This window comes from Shouchella oshimensis, from assembly GCF_004375095.1.
Taxonomy (GTDB): Bacteria; Bacillota; Bacilli; order Bacillales; family Bacillaceae_D; genus Shouchella; species Shouchella oshimensis.
In genome coordinates, this window is sequence record NZ_SNUX01000001.1 from 387,615 (window position 1) to 406,304 (window position 18,690).

Here is an 18,690-nt window from a genome sequence, read left to right on the forward strand (position 1 = left end):
AAAAAAGGAGCCGAACCGCTTCTTTTCTCTAGCTTTTTTTCCAATTGAGCGCATCCAATGCTTGTTTTGCTGCTAACTGTTCCGCTTCTTTTTTGGAGCGGCCGGTTCCACTTCCGATCGTCTCATCATTTAAGCGGACGTTCGATACAAACTCACGATCATGAGCTGGTCCACGCTCTTGGACAATTTGGTATTTAATTTGACCACGATTATCTCGCTGTACAAATTCCTGAAGCTGGCTCTTAAAATCCATTTTATGGGTAAAGGCACCTTCTTTTATTTTCGGGTACATAAACCGTGATAAAAATAAGAAAACGGCATCTAGCCCTTGATCGAGATACAAGGCACCAATAAACGCTTCAAACACGTCAGCGAGTAACGCCGGTCTCGTTCTACCGCCAGTCACTTCTTCTCCTTTTCCAAGTAACACAAGCTGACCAAATTGAAGCTCTTCTGCAAACATGGCGAGAGACGGTTCACATACAATGGAAGCACGCAGCTTCGTCATATCTCCTTCACTCATCGATTTATATGTTTTAAACAAATACTGTGAAACTGCAAGCTCTAATACAGCGTCGCCAAGAAACTCCAGCCGTTCGTTATCTGATGAAGAGAAGATACGCTGCTCATTCACATAGGAGGAATGAGTAAATGCTTGAATCAACAGTTTGCGATTTTCAAATGTTAATGAAGTCCGTACGAGTAAATCGTCGAATTGACGTTTCTGAGCTTCTGTCAATTCTAAACGACGTTGCGTACGTTTTCGATCATTTGGTCTTGGTTTTCTTTGAAATTTAGATGGTTGTACCATACACTTACCTCCAGATGCTGGAGCTCAAAAAGTAAAAAGAGTTCGTTCTTCTTATTTCTTTCTCCTGTCATCATTTTAACAGATTCTTGCTGATCTTTATATGTAAAGATGTGTTAAAGAGCCCTAACAGGTTCGCTGAAAGGGCTCTCTTCAATCGGTTATGCGTTGTTATTTATGTAATCGACAACATCCTTAACCGTTGCAATTTTTTCTGCGTCTTCATCAGCAATTTCCATGTCGAACTCATCTTCAAGCTCCATTACAAGCTCCACCACATCAAGTGAGTCAGCTTTAAGGTCGTCTTTAAAAGATGCCTCAAGCGTTACTTCTGATTCTTCTACACCTAAACGGTCAACGACGATTTTCGTTACGCGCTCCATTACGTCAGCCACACTAGTCACCTCCTTTCAAAAGTACTGGCAAAGTAAAATTGTACTGACACAAGTCGTACGTGTCAAGTAGCCTTTTACGGCATTGCCATTCCACCATCTACATGAAGAGTTTGTCCAGTCATATACTTTGCATCGTCACTTGCTAAAAAGCGCACAACACGAGCAACGTCGTCTGGTTCTCCTAACATACCTAACGGGATTTGTCCAAGTAATGCCTCTTTCGCATCGCCACTTAATTCATCGGTCATATCGGTTGTAATAAAGCCTGGCGCAATGGCATTCACTAAAATATTTCTAGAGGCAAACTCTTTCGCTAGTGTTTTTGTCAACCCTATAACCCCAGCTTTTGCTGCAACATAATTGGCTTGACCTGGGTTTCCAAGCACACCAACAACCGATGCGACATTAATAATGCGTCCAGAGCGCTGTTTCATCATTTGGCGACTGACACCCTTTGCGCAAAGAAATACACCTTTTAAATTTATATCTAGCACATCGTCCCAATCGGATTCTTTCATTCGCATGACTAAATTATCTTTTGTGATCCCAGCGTTATTTACTAAAATGTCAACAGACCCAAACCGCTCTACCGTTTCCTTAATCATGTTCTTTACTTCATCTTCATTTGCAACGTTTGTTTGGATGGCGACTGCTTCTTGACCAATAGCGTTAATCTCACTAACAACTTCTTCAGCTTTCGCTTGATTTCCTGCATAGTTTACAATAATATTGGCACCGTTTTTCGCCAATTCAAGGGCTATCGCTTTACCAATCCCTCTTGATGCACCCGTCACAATTGCTGTTTTTCCAGTAAACATGGCTATTCCCCTTTCAATATTCCCAATACGTTGTCGAAGGAAGCTTGATCCTGGACAGCATGGGCTTGTACTTGGCGATTGATTTTTTTCACAAGCCCCGTTAACACGTTGCCTGGACCAATTTCAATAAATGTATCCACACCTAGCTCAATCATGCGGTTAACGCTTTCTTCAAATCGAACAGGTGAATAAAGCTGTTCTGCTAGAAGGGCTCCAATAACTTCTGGAGCATGTATTTCATCTGCCGTCACGTTCGCAATAACCGGAACCATTGGCATGGTAATGGTTGCACTATGTAAGTCACTTTCAAATTGTTCAGAGGCTGGCTTCATTAGAGAAGAATGAAAAGGACCACTAACCGCAAGCGGCAATGCTCGTCTTGCTCCTTTTTCTTTTGCCAAAGCACTTGCTTGTTCAATACCTGTCGCTGTACCTGATAAAACTACTTGGCCTGGGCAGTTTAAATTTGCCACATTCACTGCGTTACCCGCTGATGTCACCTCTTCACATATAGATTGAAGAGTGTCTTGGTCAAGCCCTAGAACAGCAACCATAGCCCCTTGACCATTAGGTACCGCCTGTTCCATTAAAGTCCCACGCTTATGTACAAGACGGACCGCCTCTGCAAAAGGCAACGCTTCACTTGCTACAAGAGCTGAATATTCACCTAAACTGTGGCCAGCAACATAGTCAGGCTGAATGCCTTCATCTTTAAATAATTGCAGCAAGGCCGTACTCATTGTCACAAGTGCAGGCTGTGCATATGCCGTTTGCTTTAACGTGTCCTCTGGTCCTTCTTTCATTAACTCACTAATGGAAAAGCCTAAAGCGGTATCCGCTTCATTTACAATAGCCGCAGCTTTTTCATTTGTTGCAAAATAATCCGTACCCATACCGACTTTTTGCGAGCCTTGACCAGGAAACAAAAAGGCTATTTTACTCATTTTCCTGCCTCCTATTTAGTAATAAATTGGCTTCAATGACAGCTACTACGTCTTGATCTACCATCTCTTTTGCCTGGCGGATTGCGTGAAAGAATGCATTCGAATCTGAAGAACCATGCGCTTTAATTACCGGTGCTTTTAAACCAAACAAGCCTGCACCACCGTATTCCGAGTAATCCATTTTCTTTTTCAAGCCGGTAAGCTTCGGTTTAAGCATTCCTGCCGCTAGCTTCGCTGAAATCGAGCTAGTTAGCTCTGTTTTCAACATTGAAAATAGCATTTTTGCTGTTCCTTCTATTGTTTTTAAAACAAGATTCCCGGAAAACCCATCACAAACGACAACATCGCAAACACCGTCAAGTAAGTCTCTCGCTTCGACGTTCCCGACAAAATGCAATGTGCTTTCATCCAATAAACGATAGGCTTCCTTCGTTAGCTCTGTTCCTTTCCCTGCCTCCGTGCCTACATTTAACAAGCCAATTCTTGGTTTTTCCACTTGATGGATTTTTTGCATATACGCATCACCAATTACAGCATACTGAAGAAGATGTTCTGCTTTTGCTTCCATATTGGCACCAACATCCAGCAACAAAAATCCATTCCCATCCTTTGTCGGTAACATAGGGGACAAAGCTGGTCGATCAATTCCTTTTTGTCGTCCAACGTAAAGCAAGCCTGCCGTCATAAGTGCGCCTGTATTTCCTGAAGAAATGCAGGCATCGGCATGTTGTGCCTTCACTTCATTTACAGCTAACACCATTGAGGCATCTTTCTTTCGTCTAACGGCCGTTGTAGGTTTATCTGTATCTAAAATAGATTCCACAGTGTGGACCATTGAAATTCTGTTGTGGGAATCCGTTAGCAACGGCTTCATTTTCGTCTCGTCACCAATTAATGTAATTTGAAGATCCGCGAACTCTTTTACAGCACGAATTGCTGCTTCTACTTGTGCATGTGGCGCATGATCGCCGCCCATTGCGTCAATTGCAATTTTCATTCATGATCAACCGCCCTCTTCCTCTGTTTCATGTTGCTTAAACATGACAAAGTCTCCATCGAATACGATTTCTTGATTCACTTTACTTGTAACTGTTACTTTTGTTCGATCTCCATGGGTATCGACAACTTCGGCCTTTGCAATGACACGTTCTCCAAGACGTACTGGTCGTTTAAAGTGAATATTTGCCTTCGCTGTTAAAACCAGCTCATTGTCCATTAATGCAACTGCGAGCGAATTCGCTTGTGCAAATAAATGATGACCGCGAGCAATACCATTTCGAGCAAATACGTGCTCTTCGTTTACTTCAAACATGGAAATCGCTTGTTTTTCAAGGACAAGATCAATAATTTCTCCAATGACTTCATCTGGGGAAAGCGAGATAACCGTATCTCGGTGCTGATAAGCAACATCTTTAATCCGTTCTCGTAATTCAGGTATATTCTTTTCCATCCGGTCTAAACGAATGGTTTGTATACTAACGGAAAAATGCTCAGACAGTGCTTCATCTGTCATAAATGGATTTTCGTTTAACAATTTACTTAATTGTAGTTGTCGTTCTTTTTTCTTTAATCGCATCGTTTGCTTCTCCATCCGTTTATCTACCATTCGTTTTATGACTAGGTACTAAGACTAGTATAAAGTTCTTTCAACAAACCTTCAAGGGTTAATCAATTTTTTCTCCTTCATATGCGCCAATTTCTTTTAAATAGCGGGCTAAATGCGCATACTCTTCATCATGCTCAAGAACATTTGACGAAATAATGACATCAGCATCTTGTCGAGCCGTTTCTAACGTCCGATAATCGTGAACCACATCTGCTAGCTTGAAGTCTGGCAATCCACTTTGTTTAGAACCAAAGAAATCTCCTGGACCTCGTAACTCCAAATCACGTTCAGATAGTACAAAACCATCTGTTGTTTCAGTCATAATACGCATTCGTTCCTTACCGACTTCTGATTTGGGCTTTGCAACTAATATACACGTTGATTGTGCGTCTCCACGCCCTACTCTACCTCGTAACTGGTGCAATTGTGCTAAACCGAAGCGATCAGCGTCATAGATCACCATAACTGTTGCATTTGGAACATTTACACCAACTTCAACAACCGTTGTAGACACAAGGAGCTGTGTGTCATTTTTAGCAAAAGCACTCATTACATCCTCTTTTTCCGCAGCAGACAAGCGTCCATGCATTAACCCTACCTGAATATTTCCTTGATAATGGTTTGCGAGCATTGTATAGAGGTCAATGGCATTCTGTACGTCAAGCTTCTCTGATTCTTCAATAAGCGGACTAATGACGTACGCTTGATGTCCGGCCATCACTTCTTTTTCAATAAATCCAAGTACTCGTTCAAATAAATCGTGAGTGACCCAATAGGTCTCAATTGGTTTTCGACCTGCTGGCAGCTCATTAAGCACCGATACATCCATATCACCAAATACTGAAATAGCCAATGTTCTCGGTATTGGTGTGGCAGTCATAAACAGCACATCAGGACTTTCCCCTTTACTTCGTAGCACTCGCCTTTGCTCGACTCCGAAACGATGTTGTTCATCAGTGATAACGAACCCAAGATTGTGGAAGAAAACATCTTCTTGTATTAATGCATGTGTTCCTACGACAATATCTATCTCACCTGTAGCAATTTTTTCAAGAAGTACTGTTCGCTTTTTGCCCTTTACAGAGCCAGCTAAGAGGGCAACAGATAAACCTAAAGGCTCAAACCAATCCGCTAACGATTTCGCATGCTGCTCTGCTAAAATCTCTGTTGGGGCCATTAAGGCGCTTTGGGCTCCAGCTTTTACAACAGCATACATACAGGCTGCTGCAACAGCAGTTTTTCCCGAACCTACGTCTCCTTGTAACAGACGATTCATTCGATAAGGAGAAGAGATATCTGCTAAAATATCGTCAACTGCCTGATTTTGTGCCCCAGTTAATGAAAATGGCAATTGTGCAAAGAATGGATCTAGTTGATCACGACTAACAATAAGCTGTCTTCCTGTTTGCAATTCACGGTGTTGTTGCTTAAATACTCGCATTCGTAGCTGGAAATAAAGCAATTCCTCATAGACGTAGCGTCTTCTCGCTTGTTTAACCAACTCCGGATGAAGCGGATTGTGGAGATGTCGAATGGTTTCTGTTTTATTTAAAAGTTTATACCGTTCCCTTATGGTTGCTGGGAGAGGTTCAACAATCTGATGTTCATACATCTCCAACGCCACTTTTATCCAACGTTGCAGTTGTTTACTTGAAATGGTGCTTGTTGCATGGTAAACAGGCTCGACGTTGCCTTGACGCTCGATTTCACCAAACTTCAACTCACTTCCGGTTATCGTTAGTCGATGGGCATCCCATTTTCCTGTTACCGTCACTGTACTCCCTAGTTGAATCTTTGTTTTTAAAAAAGCTCGATTAAAAAAAATCACCTGAACGAGCACACCATCAACAACCATACGAAAACTTAAGCGATTTTTTTTCTTACCGAAGTAGCGGACAGAAGGCTCACTTTGAATGGTTCCGATCATCGTCACTCGGTCTTCGTGAGCTACGTCTCCTGGAGATTTAAGGGAATAATCTTCATAGCGAAATGGAAAAAACTCTAAAAGGTCTTGGACGGTATAGATCCCAAGACCTCCTAACGCCTTAGCGCTTTCCTCGCCAATGCCTTTTACTGTATCTACACGTAACTGAGACAAATTCACTTCGCACGTTCAGCTGTCTTTCCAAATACAGCTGCCTCCAGTCGACGTCCAGTAGGCGTCGCAGCAAGTCCACCTTCACCTGTTTCTCGCAACGATTCTGGCATCGTCTGACCAATTCGATACATCGCTTCAATTACTTCATCACACGGAATTCTACTTTCAATTCCAGCAAGGGCCATATCAGCAGCCGTAATCGCTAGAGAAGCACCGGCGGCATTTCGTTTTACACAGGGTACTTCAACAAGTCCAGCTACAGGATCACATACCAAACCGAGCATATTCTTTAATGCAATGGCCATCCCATGAGCAGATTGCTTTGGTGTTCCACCTGCAAGCTCTACTAAAGCTGCTGCTGCCATTCCAGTAGCTGATCCTACTTCCGCTTGACAGCCTCCAGCTGCTCCTGAAATAGACGCATTATTGGCGACAACAAAGCCAAGAGCCCCACTTGTAAATAGGAAAGCAAGCTTCTCATCTTCAGTTGGATTAAATTTCCCTTCTACACCGAACAGTACACCAGGAACCACACCGGCAGATCCAGCAGTTGGGGTTGCGCAAATCGTTCCCATTGCAGCATTGACTTCATTTGTCGCCATAGCATTCGCCACTGCTAGTAGGGTTGTTTCACCACCAATCATGTTTCCTTTACGAATATATGCTGCAAGTTTCTTTCCATCGCCCCCTGTTAAACCTGAAACAGAAACGACATCTTCTTCAATCCCACGTTTTACAGCCGCTTCCATTGTGGCTAAATTAATACGCATTTTATTTAGTATTTCTTCGCGGGATTTACCTGTCACATTCATCTCTTGTTGAATCATCACTTCTGAGATTGAACACTGTTTTTCTTCTGTTAATGCAAGTAGCTCTGACACATTTCGAAACATTCGTACCCCTCCTTAGTCGTGTATTTTAGTCACATGGGTAATATGAGGTAAGTTTTCTAAAGGATGTAATATAGACTCGTCCACATTTTGATCTACTTCAATAACCATGAGCGCTTGCTCACCTTTTTCCTTCCGAGAAACCTCCATATGCCCGATGTTCAGCTGGTGTTTTGCTAATAAATTACTTACAGCAGCAATGACGCCATACCGATCTTGATGAACCACAAGGATAGCAGGATGATTCCCTGATAATCGAAGCACGAAACCGTTCAGTTCAATAATTTCAATTTTGCCTCCTCCAATGGACACACCTACAAGTTCAAACGTCTCTTCTCCTTTATACAGTTTAATGCGAACTGTGTTTGGATGGTGATCAATGGCACCTTCTTCATGAATCGAAATCGTCAGCTTTGCTTTTTCCGCTTCTTCATAGGCTTGACGAATTCGCTCATCATCCGTTTCGTAATCAAGTAGTCCTCCAATAACAGCAACATCTGTCCCATGTCCTTTATACGTTTTCGCAAATGACCCATAAAAATGTAAGTCGGCATGATCCGGCAACTGACCAAACAGCGTTCGTGCTACTTTTCCAATACGCGCAGCGCCTGCTGTATGTGAACTAGATGGGCCAATCATAACTGGGCCAATAATGTCAAACACCGTTCTATACTTCATCGTCTCGCCTCCATTAAAGAACCAAAAAGGTTGCCATCAATGACAGTTGGCAACCTTTTTGTTACTTAGAATCTACTTTTGTCATTGATAAGGAAACCGTTCCTGGCCCGACATGTGCACCAATAACCGCGCCAATCTCAGTTATGACCAACGAGTCAACGGTAAAAGCTTGCTTAATTTCTTCCGCTAATTTTTGCGCAAGCTCTTCATTAACTGCATGTGATATTCCTACTTGAACAGAGTCGCTTCCAAATTGTTCTTGCAGCAATGCCATCATCCGAGACACTGCTTTTTTCTGCCCTCGCACTTTCTCATGTGGGTATACCTCACCATCATCATTGAGAGACAAGATAGGCTTCATTTTCAAAAGGGAGCCTAACAATGCAGAGGCTTTCCCAATTCGCCCATTCTTTTGAAGAAATTCAAGCGTATCAACCATAAAATAAACATTGGTATCGTTCAGCATTTGCTCTAAACGAGCTTGACACGTTGCAAGGTCCGCACCTTGAGCCGCTAGTCTCGCAACCTCCACAACGATTATTCCAATGGCATAAGAAGCACGCTTCGAATTACACACATGAATTGTTAGTTCATTTGCTAGCGCGTCTTTAGCAATTAATGCAGCTTGTACCGTCCCACTTAATTGAGCTGAAAGATGGATAGACAAAATAGCTGATGTGTCCTCGTCTGCAATGGAACGATACAAATCTTCAAATTGCTGTGGTGATGGCTGTGATGTTTTCGGCATAACGTCTGTTTCTTTTAAACGCTTATAGAAATCACGAGGTTGAAGAGTGACGCCGTCTTCAAATTGCTCATCGCCGAAATGGACATTTAACGGGATAACAGAAATATTTAGTTCGTCAACAAGAGCGTTTGGAATATCCGCTGTTGAGTCAGTCACAACTTTCACTTTCGCCATTGAACGTTCCTCCTCATTTATTATTCAACAGAAAAGATATAGGAATAGAGTGGCTGTCCGCCTTCAACGATATCAATCTCTACATCCTCTGCATGCATTTGAAGATACGTTTCTAGTTGTTCTGTCACTTCTTCACTAGAACCCTCTCCAGTAATAATCGTAACAACTTCTGAATCATCGTCTACCATTTCACTCAGGAGGTTTGTTGCTGTTTTTACAACATCTTGACCGTTAGCCACGATTTTCTTATTAAAAATACCCATAAAATCGCCTTTTTTAATGGATTGACCGTCCATTTCCGTATCACGAACTGCATACGTCACTTCACCAGTTTTAACATCCATCATCGCCGCTTCCATCGCCGCTGCGTTTTCTTCAATATCACGACCTGGATTAAACGCTAGTAATGCAGCTAAGCCTTGTGGAACTGTTTTCGTCGGCACAACAACACAATGAACATCAGCCACTTCGGCAGCTTGTTCAGCTGACATCACAATGTTGCTATTGTTGGGCAAGATAATAACATTTTTAGCGTGAACTTGCTTAATGGCTGATACGATGTCTTCTGTACTTGGGTTCATCGTTTGACCGCCTGCAACAACCTCATTTACCCCTAAACCTTTAAAGATCTTTTCAATACCAGCACCAACAGAAACAGCTACCATAGCAAACTCTGCGAGCTCTTTTGGCTTAGAAGCTTTCTCTGCTTTTTTCATCGCATGAGAATCAGACAAATTTGACTGCTGTTCACGCATATTTTCGACTTTCACTTGAACAAGGGAACCGTATGCTTGCGCCTCAGTTACGACTTGCCCAGGGTACTCTGCATGAATGTGTATTTTTAATAAGTCATCATCTGATACAACTAATAGTGAATCGCCATACTCACTTAGCTTTAAACGAAACTGATCTTCATCATATGGGTTATGAGCCAACTGTTCGGCGTCAAACTTCACCATTACTTCTGTACAATAACCAAATTCAATCTCACTTGGATCCATGTTTTCATGCCCATCATGATGGTGTTCAGCACGAATAAAATCGTCCATTTTCGGCTCTTGTAAGATTTGTAACGATTCTCCACCTGTAAGCGCTTGTAGAAACCCGACATAAATATATAATAAACCTTGTCCACCAGAGTCAACCACACCAACTTCTTTTAAAACAGGAAGCAAATCTGGCGTACGCGCAAGGGATCGTTCGCCTTCTTTTATAACGGATGTTAAAAACAATTCAAACGCTGTTTCTTTTTTCGCTAGTTTCAAAGCGTGCTTCGCCATCTCTTTTGCAACGGTTAAAATGGTACCTTCCACAGGCTTCATGACTGCTTTATATGCAGTCTTTACGCCTGCTTCCATCGCCTCAGCAAATTGCTCCGTCGTTAATTCTTTTTTTCCCTCAAGTTCTTTTGAAAACCCGCGAAAGAGTTGCGATAGAATGACACCTGAATTTCCTCTTGCGCCCATTAATAAGCCCTTTGCAAATGCAGCTGCCACTTTACTCGCTTCATCAAGTGATGCTTGACGCACTTCCTTTACCCCTGAGGTAATGGTTAAGTTCATATTCGTACCAGTGTCTCCATCGGGTACAGGAAATACGTTAAGCGAATCTACAACTTCCGCTTTTTTCCCGAGCTCATTTGCCCCTTCTATAAACATGTGCGCAAGCTCTTGACCTTTCAGTTTCCTTGTCACCTTGTCTTCCCCCTTTACTCCTATGGATTCGTCACACGAACCCCTTGTACAAAAATATTGACTGATTCTACATCAAGTCCGAGCATTTTTTCCAAATGATACTTAACTTTTGATTGGACGTTATGCGCAACCTCAGATATTTTTGTACCATAACTGACGATAATGTACATATCTATATGGAGTTCATCTCCGTTTTCTCTCGTAATAACACCACGTCTGAAATTCTCTCTACCAAGTAGGTCACTTAACCCATCTTTAAATTGTTTTTGTGAAGCCATTCCGACAATCCCGTAACAATCGATTGCGGCACCTCCTGCAATAGTTGCAACGACATCTTGAGACACATCAATTGTGCCAAACTGAGTTTTCAATTCAATAGTCATGGTTTGCCTCCTTCAATAAAATACAGTGTGCATACGTATCAATATCTTACTATATCACCTACCATTTTAAAAGTCATTTTTTAGTCAAGGAGATTTACTTGTCTTTACTTATTGCTTTCTGTTGATGGCTATGCTAAGATACTTGGGTGACTAAGTCATCGTGATGAAAAACGAGACTGTTTTTAAGGAGGTGCCACTGACATGGCTCGTGAATGTTATATTACTGGTCGTAAAGCGCGTTCTGGAAACAAGCGCTCTCATGCAATGAATAAAACAAAGCGCCGTTGGGGTGCAAACGTACAGAAAGTTCGTATCATGGTAGATGGAAAACCTAAACGTGTATACGTTTCTGCTCGTGCACTTAAATCCGGAAAAGTAGAACGTGTTTAATCAAAAAAAACGCCTTGCAGTTGCAAAGGCGTTTTTTTTGATTAGTCTTTTTTAAACGAGCCAAGCATAACTCTAACAAATCCTCCCAAAAACTTCGGTAGCTTGATCGTATAGAATTTCATAGATCCTCCTCCTAAAGAGCATTTGAGCCGGCCCTTGCTCTAGAAATGTCGTTCGAGTACACATTACGAATAGATGAAGGTCTGACGCACCTGCTAGAGCCAATCGCCTCACTAGCTCTTTACCTATGCATAGAACTTTTTCTATCACCGAACGTGTCCACCCGTCGTTACTCTAGCGTATGCGGGAGAAAAGAAAATCAGACCTACTTTATCCTCGAATTTCTGCAATCGCTTTCTCATAGTGATCGGCTTGAAAAATGGACGACCCTGCTACTAAAATAGTCGCTCCTGCATCTACGCATGCTTTTGCCGTTTCCACATTGATACCCCCATCAACTTGTATATCGACAGGTAGTTTGTATTCATCAATTAAAGCCCGTAGACGTTTAATATTCGTTAACGTCGTTGGAATAAAGGATTGTCCGCCAAAGCCAGGATTCACCGTCATTTGAAGCACGAAGTCAACATCCTGAATAACAGGAATAATGACGTCTGCATACGTGCCTGGATTTAAGACAACCCCTGCTTTAAGCCCTGCCTGTTTAATCGAGTGAATCGTTTTATGTAAATGATTAGTTGCTTCAACGTGAACACTTATACAATCTGCTCCTGCTTTAGCAAAAAAATCAATTTGATTTTCAGGGGCTTGAACCATCAAATGAACATCAAGGGGCAGGCTAGTTAACGGGCGAATCGCTTCTACCATTTGATGACCGAACGTAATCGGTGGTACAAATTGACCATCCATTACATCTATATGAATCCAATCAGCTCCTGCATGCTCCATTTCTTTAACATTATCACCCATTCTTGAGAAATCACTGGCTAAAATAGACGGGGCTATTTTTATCATCTTTAATATCTCCTTTTCTGACTTTTTACTTCTTCTAAAAACTGGAGATAGTTGGTGTATCTCGATTGCTGAATCTCTCCCTCTTCCAACCCTCTCTTCACACCACAACCTGGCTCTTTATCATGCAAACAGCCGCGAAATTTACATTCATCCATTGCTTCAACAAATTCAGGAAAATAAAAGCGTAAATCTTCTTGCTCCATTTGCTCAAAATCTAGTGAGCTAAATCCCGGAGTGTCGGCTATTAAGCCTTGCTCGATTTCAATTAATTCGACATGGCGAGTCGTATGTTTCCCACGCCCTAAATGACTTGAGATTTCATTAGTCTCTAAATTCATCCCTGGTTTTAATAAGTTAAGTAAGGACGATTTTCCGACTCCTGACTGTCCAGCAATTACAGTTACTTTGTCTTTAATAAGTGGTGTTAACTCACTAAAGTCCAGCTCTACTTTTGAGGAAGTATACCGTACTTGATAGCCAATTTTTTCGTAAAGCGAGACAAATGATTGAATAGTCTCCTTCTCATCATCTGTAAGTAAATCCATTTTTGTTACGATTATGATTGGCAAGATCTCTTGTCTCTCTATATGAACGAGAAAGCGATCTAGAAGTGCTGCTGAAAAATCAGGTTCTTTAACAGAGAACAGTAAAAACGCTTGGTCAACATTGGCAATCGGTGGTCGCACAAGTTCATTGCTTCGTTCTTGAATATCCATAATATAGCCATCTGTTGTATTTTCCGCTTGATATTCTACATGATCTCCAACAAGGGGTGAACGCTTTTGTTTACGAAACACACCTCTTGCGCGACACTGTATGATGGTTCCTTTGTCATATACGTAATAATAGCCTGCCAATGCCTTCATAATCAATCCATTCGGCATGCAACTCCTCCTTAAAAAGGCGCGAGAAACGCGCCTTTATTCTTCATATTCATACACATCCGATTCTCGATTAAACTCATCATCGATAAAGACTTCATACGAACCTGGGTAGCTTGGGCTGACCCGTAAATCAATCGTAAAATCTGTTGTCGTCGTAATGGTTTCTTCAATAACAACCCGCTCATCACCTTGGGAATTAGCATCTGTTGCGACGATTCGCACAGCAAAGCTACGTTCCTCTGATTGATGTTCTTCTGAAACAACAACTGTTTGTGTAACTCGATAGACCGAGCTTGGCTCCTCTTCTTCTGTAGGATCTTCTACAGGATCAGCGGCTACCGGGTCCTCGACTTCTCCTTCAGGTTGTTGTGGAACTTCAGGGGTTTCATCTGGTTGATTTGGTTCAGGTCCTCGGGATAACACTATTTCAACACGATCACCTTGTTCCATTGTTGTTAAAGGTTCAGGTGATTGTCGAATAACGCGTCCTGCCGGTATATCCTCATCATGCTCGCGTTCGAACGTACCTCTTAAGCCCTCTGCATTAAAATACGCCCGAACATCTTCTTCAGTTTGATTGACGAGGTCATCTAGCTGAATGGTTTCTGGAACAGCAACAGTGAGTACCACCGTCGTATCGGCTGGAACAACGCTTGAACCATTTGATGGGCTTTGTGAAATGACGGTTCCTTCTTGGGCACTATTATCTTCTCTAGACTGCTCTTCCACTTCAAAACCAAGCTGCTCAAGCAAACGCTCCGCTTGTGTAAACGTATAACCAGAGTAGTCATCTAACGTTACTTCTTCTCTCGATGCTACGACATATAGAGTAACTTCCGATCCTTCTTTCACCGTACGACCAGCTCGTGGAGATTGATTTGCTACTTGTCCGGGTTCATATTCATCTGTTGAGATCGGCTCAACGTTTGCTATCAACCGTTGGTTTTCGATTTCATCAATTGCTTCGTTCTCTTCCATTCCTTCCACATCAGGTATGGTTGTTTCTTCTACAAAAAACACTCCACTCCACAACGTTAGCGCTAGGATAAACGCCCCTATTAATACACCAATGCCAATAATACTGATCCACAGCCATTTCTTTTTCTTTTTCGCTGGCTTTTTTGTTTGTTCTGCTTCCTTTTTTGGATCTTCTTGGTTGACTGCCTCTATTGGGACACTCTCTTGTTTTTGTACTGGAATTTCAATCGTTTTATCTTGATCTTCATTATTCGAAAAGCCAGCTACAATTGGTAGTTCTTTCGTCTTTTCTTCATCGGCCTCTTCTGATTGAGTATGCAACTGCAAGGATTGATTTGGATCTAACGCCATATCACAAGCCCAGATGACGTCTTCGGCAGAATTAAACCGTTGTGACGGGTCTTTCATCGTTGCTTTTTTTATAATGTCTTCCACACTTTGCGGAATACTCGATACTAGTTCCTTAGCCGATGGAATGTCGTTTTGCAAATGCTTAATTGCAATAGATACAGCAGTATCTCCAGAAAACGGAATTCTTCCTGTTACCATTTCAAATAGAACAATCCCTAACGAGTATAAGTCAGAACGGTACGTCACATGACCGCCACGAGCTTGTTCGGGAGATAGATAGTGAACAGATCCCATGACTGAATTTGTATGAGTAATTGTCGTGGATGTCATTGCACGAGCAATCCCAAAGTCAGTTACTTTTGCTTCCCCATCTTCGCTAATAAGAATATTTTGCGGTTTCATATCACGATGGACAATTTGCATAGCGTGGGCATGTCCTACGCCATGCAAAATTTGTTTGAAATAGTCAAGGGCAGTGGCAATATCTAAAGGACCATCTTCTTGAATGACTTCTTTTAGCGTACGGCCCTTTACATACTCCATGACAATATAATAAAGATCTTCTTCTTCTCCAACGTCAAAAATATTGACGATATGAGGATTATTCAAACTTGTTGCTGCTTGCGCTTCTCTTCTAAAGCGCTTAATGAACTGTTCGTCTTTTGAGAATTGAGGCTGAAGTACTTTTACTGCGACATGACGATCTAAAATAACATCAAGTGCTAAATAGACATTCGCCATCCCACCTCCGCCGATGCTGTCCAAAACGACGTAGCGGTCGCCAATTCGTTCTCCAATCATGCTACTCAAGCTCCTCTGTAAATCGTACTAACGCAACAGAAATATTATCTTCGCCTCCACGGTCATTCGCCCGTGCTACTAGAGACTTAGCAATTTGGGACAGCTCATCCTCACGGTTTAATTCTGTAGCTAGTTCAGTATCTTTTACTTTATCAGAAAGGCCATCAGAACAAATCATTAACAAACGAACAGCGTCAGCGGCTATGGTTTCTGTATCAACTTTCACAACAGATTCTGTGCCGAGCGCTCTTAAAACGATGTTTTTTCGCGGATGATCTTCTGCTTCCTCATGGGACAATTGACCATTTTTCACAAGTTCTGCAACAAGGGAATGATCCATCGTTTGCTGCTTTAATCCTTCTTCTGTTACTAAATACAAGCGACTATCGCCAACATGAGCGATGGCAATATAGTCTTCAGTACAAAAAGCAGCAACAGCCGTCGTCCCCATCCCTTCACAATCTTTATTTTCTTTAGCATGGGTATAGATTGCTTGGTTCATTTCAACGAAAGTTTCTTGTAGAAAAGCCTCTGCTTCTACTGCAGACAACGAAACCGGTAATTCATCCCAATTCTTCTTCATAATTCGAAGGGCTATAGCACTCGCCACGTCACCAGCTGAATGGCCTCCCATACCATCAGCAACAAACGCTAGTGTTCCCGATGAAGACGTTAAAACTGCACCATTATCCTCATTGTTCGAGCGAACTTTTCCAATGTCAGTTAAAAATGCCGTGCTCTCTACCAAATCCATCACCTCAATTTTTGAATGGCTTATCCTTGTACAACGATTACACGTGCTTTAAAGCAACCATAAAGAATCCATCTGTCTGAAAATCTTGCGGAAGAATGGTTAAACCGTATTGACCAAAACGACCCCTCTCTCTTACTTGCTTCGGTAAACGGTCAAACGCCGCCTCATCTACAACAAAAGGATGATTTGAAAGAAACGCTTCAACAACACGTTCATTCTCTTCACGGTCAACCGTGCACGTACTATACACAAGGGTACCAGTAGGCTGCACAAATTGGCTGGCGTTTGCTAAAATAAGCTGTTGTGTATGTGTAATGCGATTAATATCTTCTTCAGTTTTTGACCATCGAATGTCTGGTTTACGGCGAATAACACCTAATCCGGTACAAGGTGCATCAACAAGAACCCGGTTATAAGAATGGTCTATTCGATCTGTTAACTTTTTGGCATCTTGTGTATCTGCCGTTACATTCGGTAACTGTAAACGCGTCACCTGTTCATGAATGAGTTTAATCTTTTGCTTATGTAAATCAAAAGACGTCACACTTCCTGTTCCATTTAACGTTTCTGCTAGGTGAGTCGTTTTCCCTCCAGGAGCAGCACATGTATCTAGTACATCCATATTTTCTTCTGCTCCTACAAGAAGGCCAACAAGCATAGAAGCTTCATCTTGCGCTGTAAAATAGCCGTTCTGATAAGCGGCTGTTGAGAATGGATTGCCTTTTTTTACGATAACAGCAAGATCAGGCAGGAGCACTGAAGGAACGACTTCCACCCCTTCCTCATCTAACTTACGAATGACTTGTTCCACTGTCGCTTTCATTCGATTTACTCGCAGACTCGTTTCAGGTGGCTCGTTGTTTATGAACGCCATTGCTCTTGCCTCATCATAACTATACTGTTCTATCCACTTTTTTAATAGCCATTCAGGATGGCTTGTTTCAATGGCTAAGCGAGCCACTTCATCTTTTATGGCACTAAACGTTGGAAGGCCTTCGCGTTGAATGGAGCGCAATACACCATTTACAAGTCCACTTATTCCTTTATGTCCTCGTTTATTGGCAATGGTCACTGCTTCATGAACGATGGCCCGGTCTGGAATACGGTCTAAATAAACCATTTGGTAAACAGAAAGACGCAGTAACACATCAACCCACAACTCTCGCTTCTTCTTGCTTTTCGTTAAAAATGGCGCTAAGTAATAATCGAGTGTTAACCGTCGTGCAACCGTTCCATAAACAAGTTCTGTTAATAAACCTGTATCTTGATGGCTTAGTCCTGCTTCTTTTAATGTATGATTAACGAGTAAATGGCTATAAGCTTGGTTCTTCTCGATCTTAACTAGCGCATCCATTGCGACTTCACGTACGGTTGCTTTATCCTTCGTCATGCTGTACTCCTAAATGATTTGAAATAGTGAATTGATGCGCAAGTAAGCTGGCATCAACTGCTTTTTTTCCTGCAAGCTGAACGTTTTGTAAACAAAGAATCGTTCCTTCTCCACTTGCCACATAGATGCCTTCTTTTGATGCGCGAATAATGACCCCTGGTTGTTCTGATGTTCGTTCATCCGTTGCCATAGCTGCCCACACTTTTAAACGTTTTCCATCCATCCACGTAAATGCACCTGGCCAAGGCCGCATGCCTCGAACTTGATTAGCTAGCTGCTGTGCGGTTTTGTCCCACTGTAACTCTTCTTGTTCACGACGAATGTTTGGCGCAAAGGTTGCTTCTTCATGCACTTGTGGAACAGGATTTGCTCGTTTTTCACGTAAGTCTTCTATTGTCGGGATGAGCAACTCAGCCCCTAACTGACTAAGTTTTGCATGCATCGTGCCTACATCATCTTGGTCATGAATGGGAATGGCTTTTTTGGAAATAACATCACCAGCGTCTAGTTTTTCTTCCATATACATAATCGAGATGCCCGTTTCCTTTTCTCCATCTATTATCGCTTGGTGTATAGGCGCTCCACCGCGGTATTTTGGAAGTAACGATGCATGAACATTAATACAGCCAAGCTCAGGTGCATCAAGTAGGGCTCTCGGTACAATTTGACCATAGGCGGCTGTAACAATGAGATCTGGTTTTAAGGCTACAATGTCTGCATAGTCGTCACGAATTTTTTCTGGTTGTAATACCTGAATACCGTGCTTTTCCGCCTCTACTTTTACAGGGCTAGGTGTAAGCACACGCTTTCGTCCAACTGGACGGTCAGGCTGTGTAATAACTGCTATAACCGTATAATGGTCAAGTAATGTTTTTAAAATCGGGACTGAAAAATCCGGAGTCCCCATAAAAATAATGTTCACATTCGTCAC

Annotated in this window: 20 protein-coding genes; 1 reads left to right on the top strand and 19 read right to left on the bottom strand. The window is 42.1% G+C overall.

Annotated features, from left to right (window positions below; translation table 11 throughout):
- Nucleotides 1-28 precede the first annotated feature (28 nt).
- The 12 genes from rnc to E2L03_RS02040 all read right to left on the bottom strand — a co-directional run bounded on the left by rnc (nucleotide 29) and on the right by E2L03_RS02040 (nucleotide 11,236).
- On the bottom strand, nucleotides 29-811 hold the full coding sequence (rnc, locus tag E2L03_RS01985) for a ribonuclease III (protein ID WP_038480830.1): 783 nt from the start codon (nucleotides 809-811) through the stop codon (nucleotides 29-31).
- A gap of 158 nt (nucleotides 812-969) precedes the next feature.
- Entirely contained in the window at nucleotides 970-1,203 is a 234-nt protein-coding gene (gene acpP / locus E2L03_RS01990; RefSeq protein WP_035396930.1) for an acyl carrier protein, read from the bottom strand.
- 74 nt (nucleotides 1,204-1,277) lie between these two features.
- Nucleotides 1,278-2,021: a 3-oxoacyl-[acyl-carrier-protein] reductase gene (fabG, locus tag E2L03_RS01995; RefSeq protein WP_055735854.1), complete on the bottom strand. Its 744-nt coding sequence runs from the start codon at nucleotides 2,019-2,021 to the stop codon at nucleotides 1,278-1,280.
- Between the two features lie 2 nt (nucleotides 2,022-2,023).
- Complete coding sequence (gene fabD / locus E2L03_RS02000; RefSeq protein ID WP_134258502.1) at nucleotides 2,024-2,965, bottom strand: ACP S-malonyltransferase; 942 nt, start codon at nucleotides 2,963-2,965, stop codon at nucleotides 2,024-2,026.
- On the bottom strand, nucleotides 2,958-3,962 hold the full coding sequence (gene plsX / locus E2L03_RS02005) for a phosphate acyltransferase PlsX (RefSeq protein ID WP_055735852.1): 1,005 nt from the start codon (nucleotides 3,960-3,962) through the stop codon (nucleotides 2,958-2,960). The genes fabD and plsX overlap by 8 nt, the downstream gene beginning before the upstream one ends.
- A 6-nt stretch (nucleotides 3,963-3,968) precedes the next feature.
- Nucleotides 3,969-4,541: a transcription factor FapR gene (gene fapR, locus E2L03_RS02010; protein WP_038480842.1), complete on the bottom strand. Its 573-nt coding sequence runs from the start codon at nucleotides 4,539-4,541 to the stop codon at nucleotides 3,969-3,971.
- 88 nt (nucleotides 4,542-4,629) lie between these two features.
- Complete coding sequence (gene recG / locus E2L03_RS02015; protein WP_134258503.1) at nucleotides 4,630-6,675, bottom strand: ATP-dependent DNA helicase RecG; 2,046 nt, start codon at nucleotides 6,673-6,675, stop codon at nucleotides 4,630-4,632.
- Nucleotides 6,672-7,562, bottom strand: coding sequence for an L-serine ammonia-lyase, iron-sulfur-dependent, subunit alpha (sdaAA, locus tag E2L03_RS02020; RefSeq protein WP_038480848.1), 891 nt, complete (start codon nucleotides 7,560-7,562; stop codon nucleotides 6,672-6,674). The genes recG and sdaAA overlap by 4 nt, the downstream gene beginning before the upstream one ends.
- Before the next feature lie 12 nt (nucleotides 7,563-7,574).
- Nucleotides 7,575-8,237: an L-serine ammonia-lyase, iron-sulfur-dependent subunit beta gene (sdaAB, locus tag E2L03_RS02025; RefSeq protein WP_038480850.1), complete on the bottom strand. Its 663-nt coding sequence runs from the start codon at nucleotides 8,235-8,237 to the stop codon at nucleotides 7,575-7,577.
- Between the two features lie 61 nt (nucleotides 8,238-8,298).
- A complete protein-coding gene (locus E2L03_RS02030) occupies nucleotides 8,299-9,159 on the bottom strand; it encodes a fatty acid kinase binding subunit FakB (RefSeq protein ID WP_038480853.1) in 861 nt (286 codons plus the stop codon).
- Nucleotides 9,160-9,179: 20 nt separating this feature from the next.
- Nucleotides 9,180-10,817 carry a fatty acid kinase ATP-binding subunit FakA gene (locus tag E2L03_RS02035; protein ID WP_134258717.1) on the bottom strand — a complete coding sequence of 546 codons (1,638 nt, stop codon included), beginning with the start codon at nucleotides 10,815-10,817 and terminating at the stop codon, nucleotides 9,180-9,182.
- Between the two features lie 56 nt (nucleotides 10,818-10,873).
- Nucleotides 10,874-11,236: an Asp23/Gls24 family envelope stress response protein gene (locus E2L03_RS02040; protein ID WP_035395148.1), complete on the bottom strand. Its 363-nt coding sequence runs from the start codon at nucleotides 11,234-11,236 to the stop codon at nucleotides 10,874-10,876.
- A 201-nt stretch (nucleotides 11,237-11,437) separates the two neighbouring features.
- Between E2L03_RS02040 and rpmB the strand changes: the two genes are divergently transcribed.
- A complete protein-coding gene (rpmB, locus tag E2L03_RS02045; RefSeq protein ID WP_035441949.1) occupies nucleotides 11,438-11,626 on the top strand; it encodes a 50S ribosomal protein L28 in 189 nt (62 codons plus the stop codon).
- Between the two features lie 41 nt (nucleotides 11,627-11,667).
- Here the strand turns inward: rpmB and spoVM are convergent, their stop codons facing one another.
- The 7 genes from spoVM to fmt form a co-directional block, all read right to left on the bottom strand.
- Complete coding sequence (gene spoVM / locus E2L03_RS02050) at nucleotides 11,668-11,748, bottom strand: stage V sporulation protein SpoVM (protein WP_035395149.1); 81 nt, start codon at nucleotides 11,746-11,748, stop codon at nucleotides 11,668-11,670.
- Nucleotides 11,749-11,956: 208 nt separating this feature from the next.
- Entirely contained in the window at nucleotides 11,957-12,601 is a 645-nt protein-coding gene (gene rpe / locus E2L03_RS02055; protein WP_055735849.1) for a ribulose-phosphate 3-epimerase, read from the bottom strand.
- Between the two features lie 2 nt (nucleotides 12,602-12,603).
- Nucleotides 12,604-13,485: a ribosome small subunit-dependent GTPase A gene (rsgA, locus tag E2L03_RS02060; protein ID WP_038480865.1), complete on the bottom strand. Its 882-nt coding sequence runs from the start codon at nucleotides 13,483-13,485 to the stop codon at nucleotides 12,604-12,606.
- 36 nt (nucleotides 13,486-13,521) lie between these two features.
- On the bottom strand, nucleotides 13,522-15,615 hold the full coding sequence (gene pknB / locus E2L03_RS02065; RefSeq protein WP_134258504.1) for a Stk1 family PASTA domain-containing Ser/Thr kinase: 2,094 nt from the start codon (nucleotides 15,613-15,615) through the stop codon (nucleotides 13,522-13,524).
- A gap of 1 nt (nucleotide 15,616) precedes the next feature.
- Nucleotides 15,617-16,369, bottom strand: coding sequence for a Stp1/IreP family PP2C-type Ser/Thr phosphatase (locus tag E2L03_RS02070; protein ID WP_124742229.1), 753 nt, complete (start codon nucleotides 16,367-16,369; stop codon nucleotides 15,617-15,619).
- Nucleotides 16,370-16,406: 37 nt separating this feature from the next.
- Nucleotides 16,407-17,759 carry a 16S rRNA (cytosine(967)-C(5))-methyltransferase RsmB gene (rsmB, locus tag E2L03_RS02075; protein ID WP_038480873.1) on the bottom strand — a complete coding sequence of 451 codons (1,353 nt, stop codon included), beginning with the start codon at nucleotides 17,757-17,759 and terminating at the stop codon, nucleotides 16,407-16,409.
- On the bottom strand, nucleotides 17,746-18,666 hold the full coding sequence (gene fmt / locus E2L03_RS02080) for a methionyl-tRNA formyltransferase (protein ID WP_038485779.1): 921 nt from the start codon (nucleotides 18,664-18,666) through the stop codon (nucleotides 17,746-17,748). The genes rsmB and fmt overlap by 14 nt, the downstream gene beginning before the upstream one ends.
- Nucleotides 18,667-18,690: the final 24 nt, after the last annotated feature.

Coding starts and splice junctions, on each gene's coding strand:
- rnc (WP_038480830.1), bottom strand. CDS start 811: ATGGTACAACCATCTAAATTTCAAAGAAAACCAAGACCAAATGATCGA.
- fabG (WP_055735854.1), bottom strand. CDS start 2,021: ATGTTTACTGGAAAAACAGCAATTGTGACGGGTGCATCAAGAGGGATT.
- fabD (WP_134258502.1), bottom strand. CDS start 2,965: ATGAGTAAAATAGCCTTTTTGTTTCCTGGTCAAGGCTCGCAAAAAGTC.
- plsX (WP_055735852.1), bottom strand. CDS start 3,962: ATGAAAATTGCAATTGACGCAATGGGCGGCGATCATGCGCCACATGCA.
- fapR (WP_038480842.1), bottom strand. CDS start 4,541: ATGCGATTAAAGAAAAAAGAACGACAACTACAATTAAGTAAATTGTTA.
- sdaAA (WP_038480848.1), bottom strand. CDS start 7,562: ATGTTTCGAAATGTGTCAGAGCTACTTGCATTAACAGAAGAAAAACAG.
- sdaAB (WP_038480850.1), bottom strand. CDS start 8,237: ATGAAGTATAGAACGGTGTTTGACATTATTGGCCCAGTTATGATTGGC.
- E2L03_RS02030 (WP_038480853.1), bottom strand. CDS start 9,159: ATGGCGAAAGTGAAAGTTGTGACTGACTCAACAGCGGATATTCCAAAC.
- E2L03_RS02035 (WP_134258717.1), bottom strand. CDS start 10,817: ATGTTTATAGAAGGGGCAAATGAGCTCGGGAAAAAAGCGGAAGTTGTA.
- E2L03_RS02040 (WP_035395148.1), bottom strand. CDS start 11,236: ATGACTATTGAATTGAAAACTCAGTTTGGCACAATTGATGTGTCTCAA.
- rpmB (WP_035441949.1), top strand. CDS start 11,438: ATGGCTCGTGAATGTTATATTACTGGTCGTAAAGCGCGTTCTGGAAAC.
- spoVM (WP_035395149.1), bottom strand. CDS start 11,748: ATGAAATTCTATACGATCAAGCTACCGAAGTTTTTGGGAGGATTTGTT.
- rpe (WP_055735849.1), bottom strand. CDS start 12,601: ATGATAAAAATAGCCCCGTCTATTTTAGCCAGTGATTTCTCAAGAATG.
- rsgA (WP_038480865.1), bottom strand. CDS start 13,485: ATGCCGAATGGATTGATTATGAAGGCATTGGCAGGCTATTATTACGTA.
- pknB (WP_134258504.1), bottom strand. CDS start 15,615: ATGATTGGAGAACGAATTGGCGACCGCTACGTCGTTTTGGACAGCATC.
- E2L03_RS02070 (WP_124742229.1), bottom strand. CDS start 16,369: ATGGATTTGGTAGAGAGCACGGCATTTTTAACTGACATTGGAAAAGTT.
- rsmB (WP_038480873.1), bottom strand. CDS start 17,759: ATGACGAAGGATAAAGCAACCGTACGTGAAGTCGCAATGGATGCGCTA.
- fmt (WP_038485779.1), bottom strand. CDS start 18,666: ATGGGGACTCCGGATTTTTCAGTCCCGATTTTAAAAACATTACTTGAC.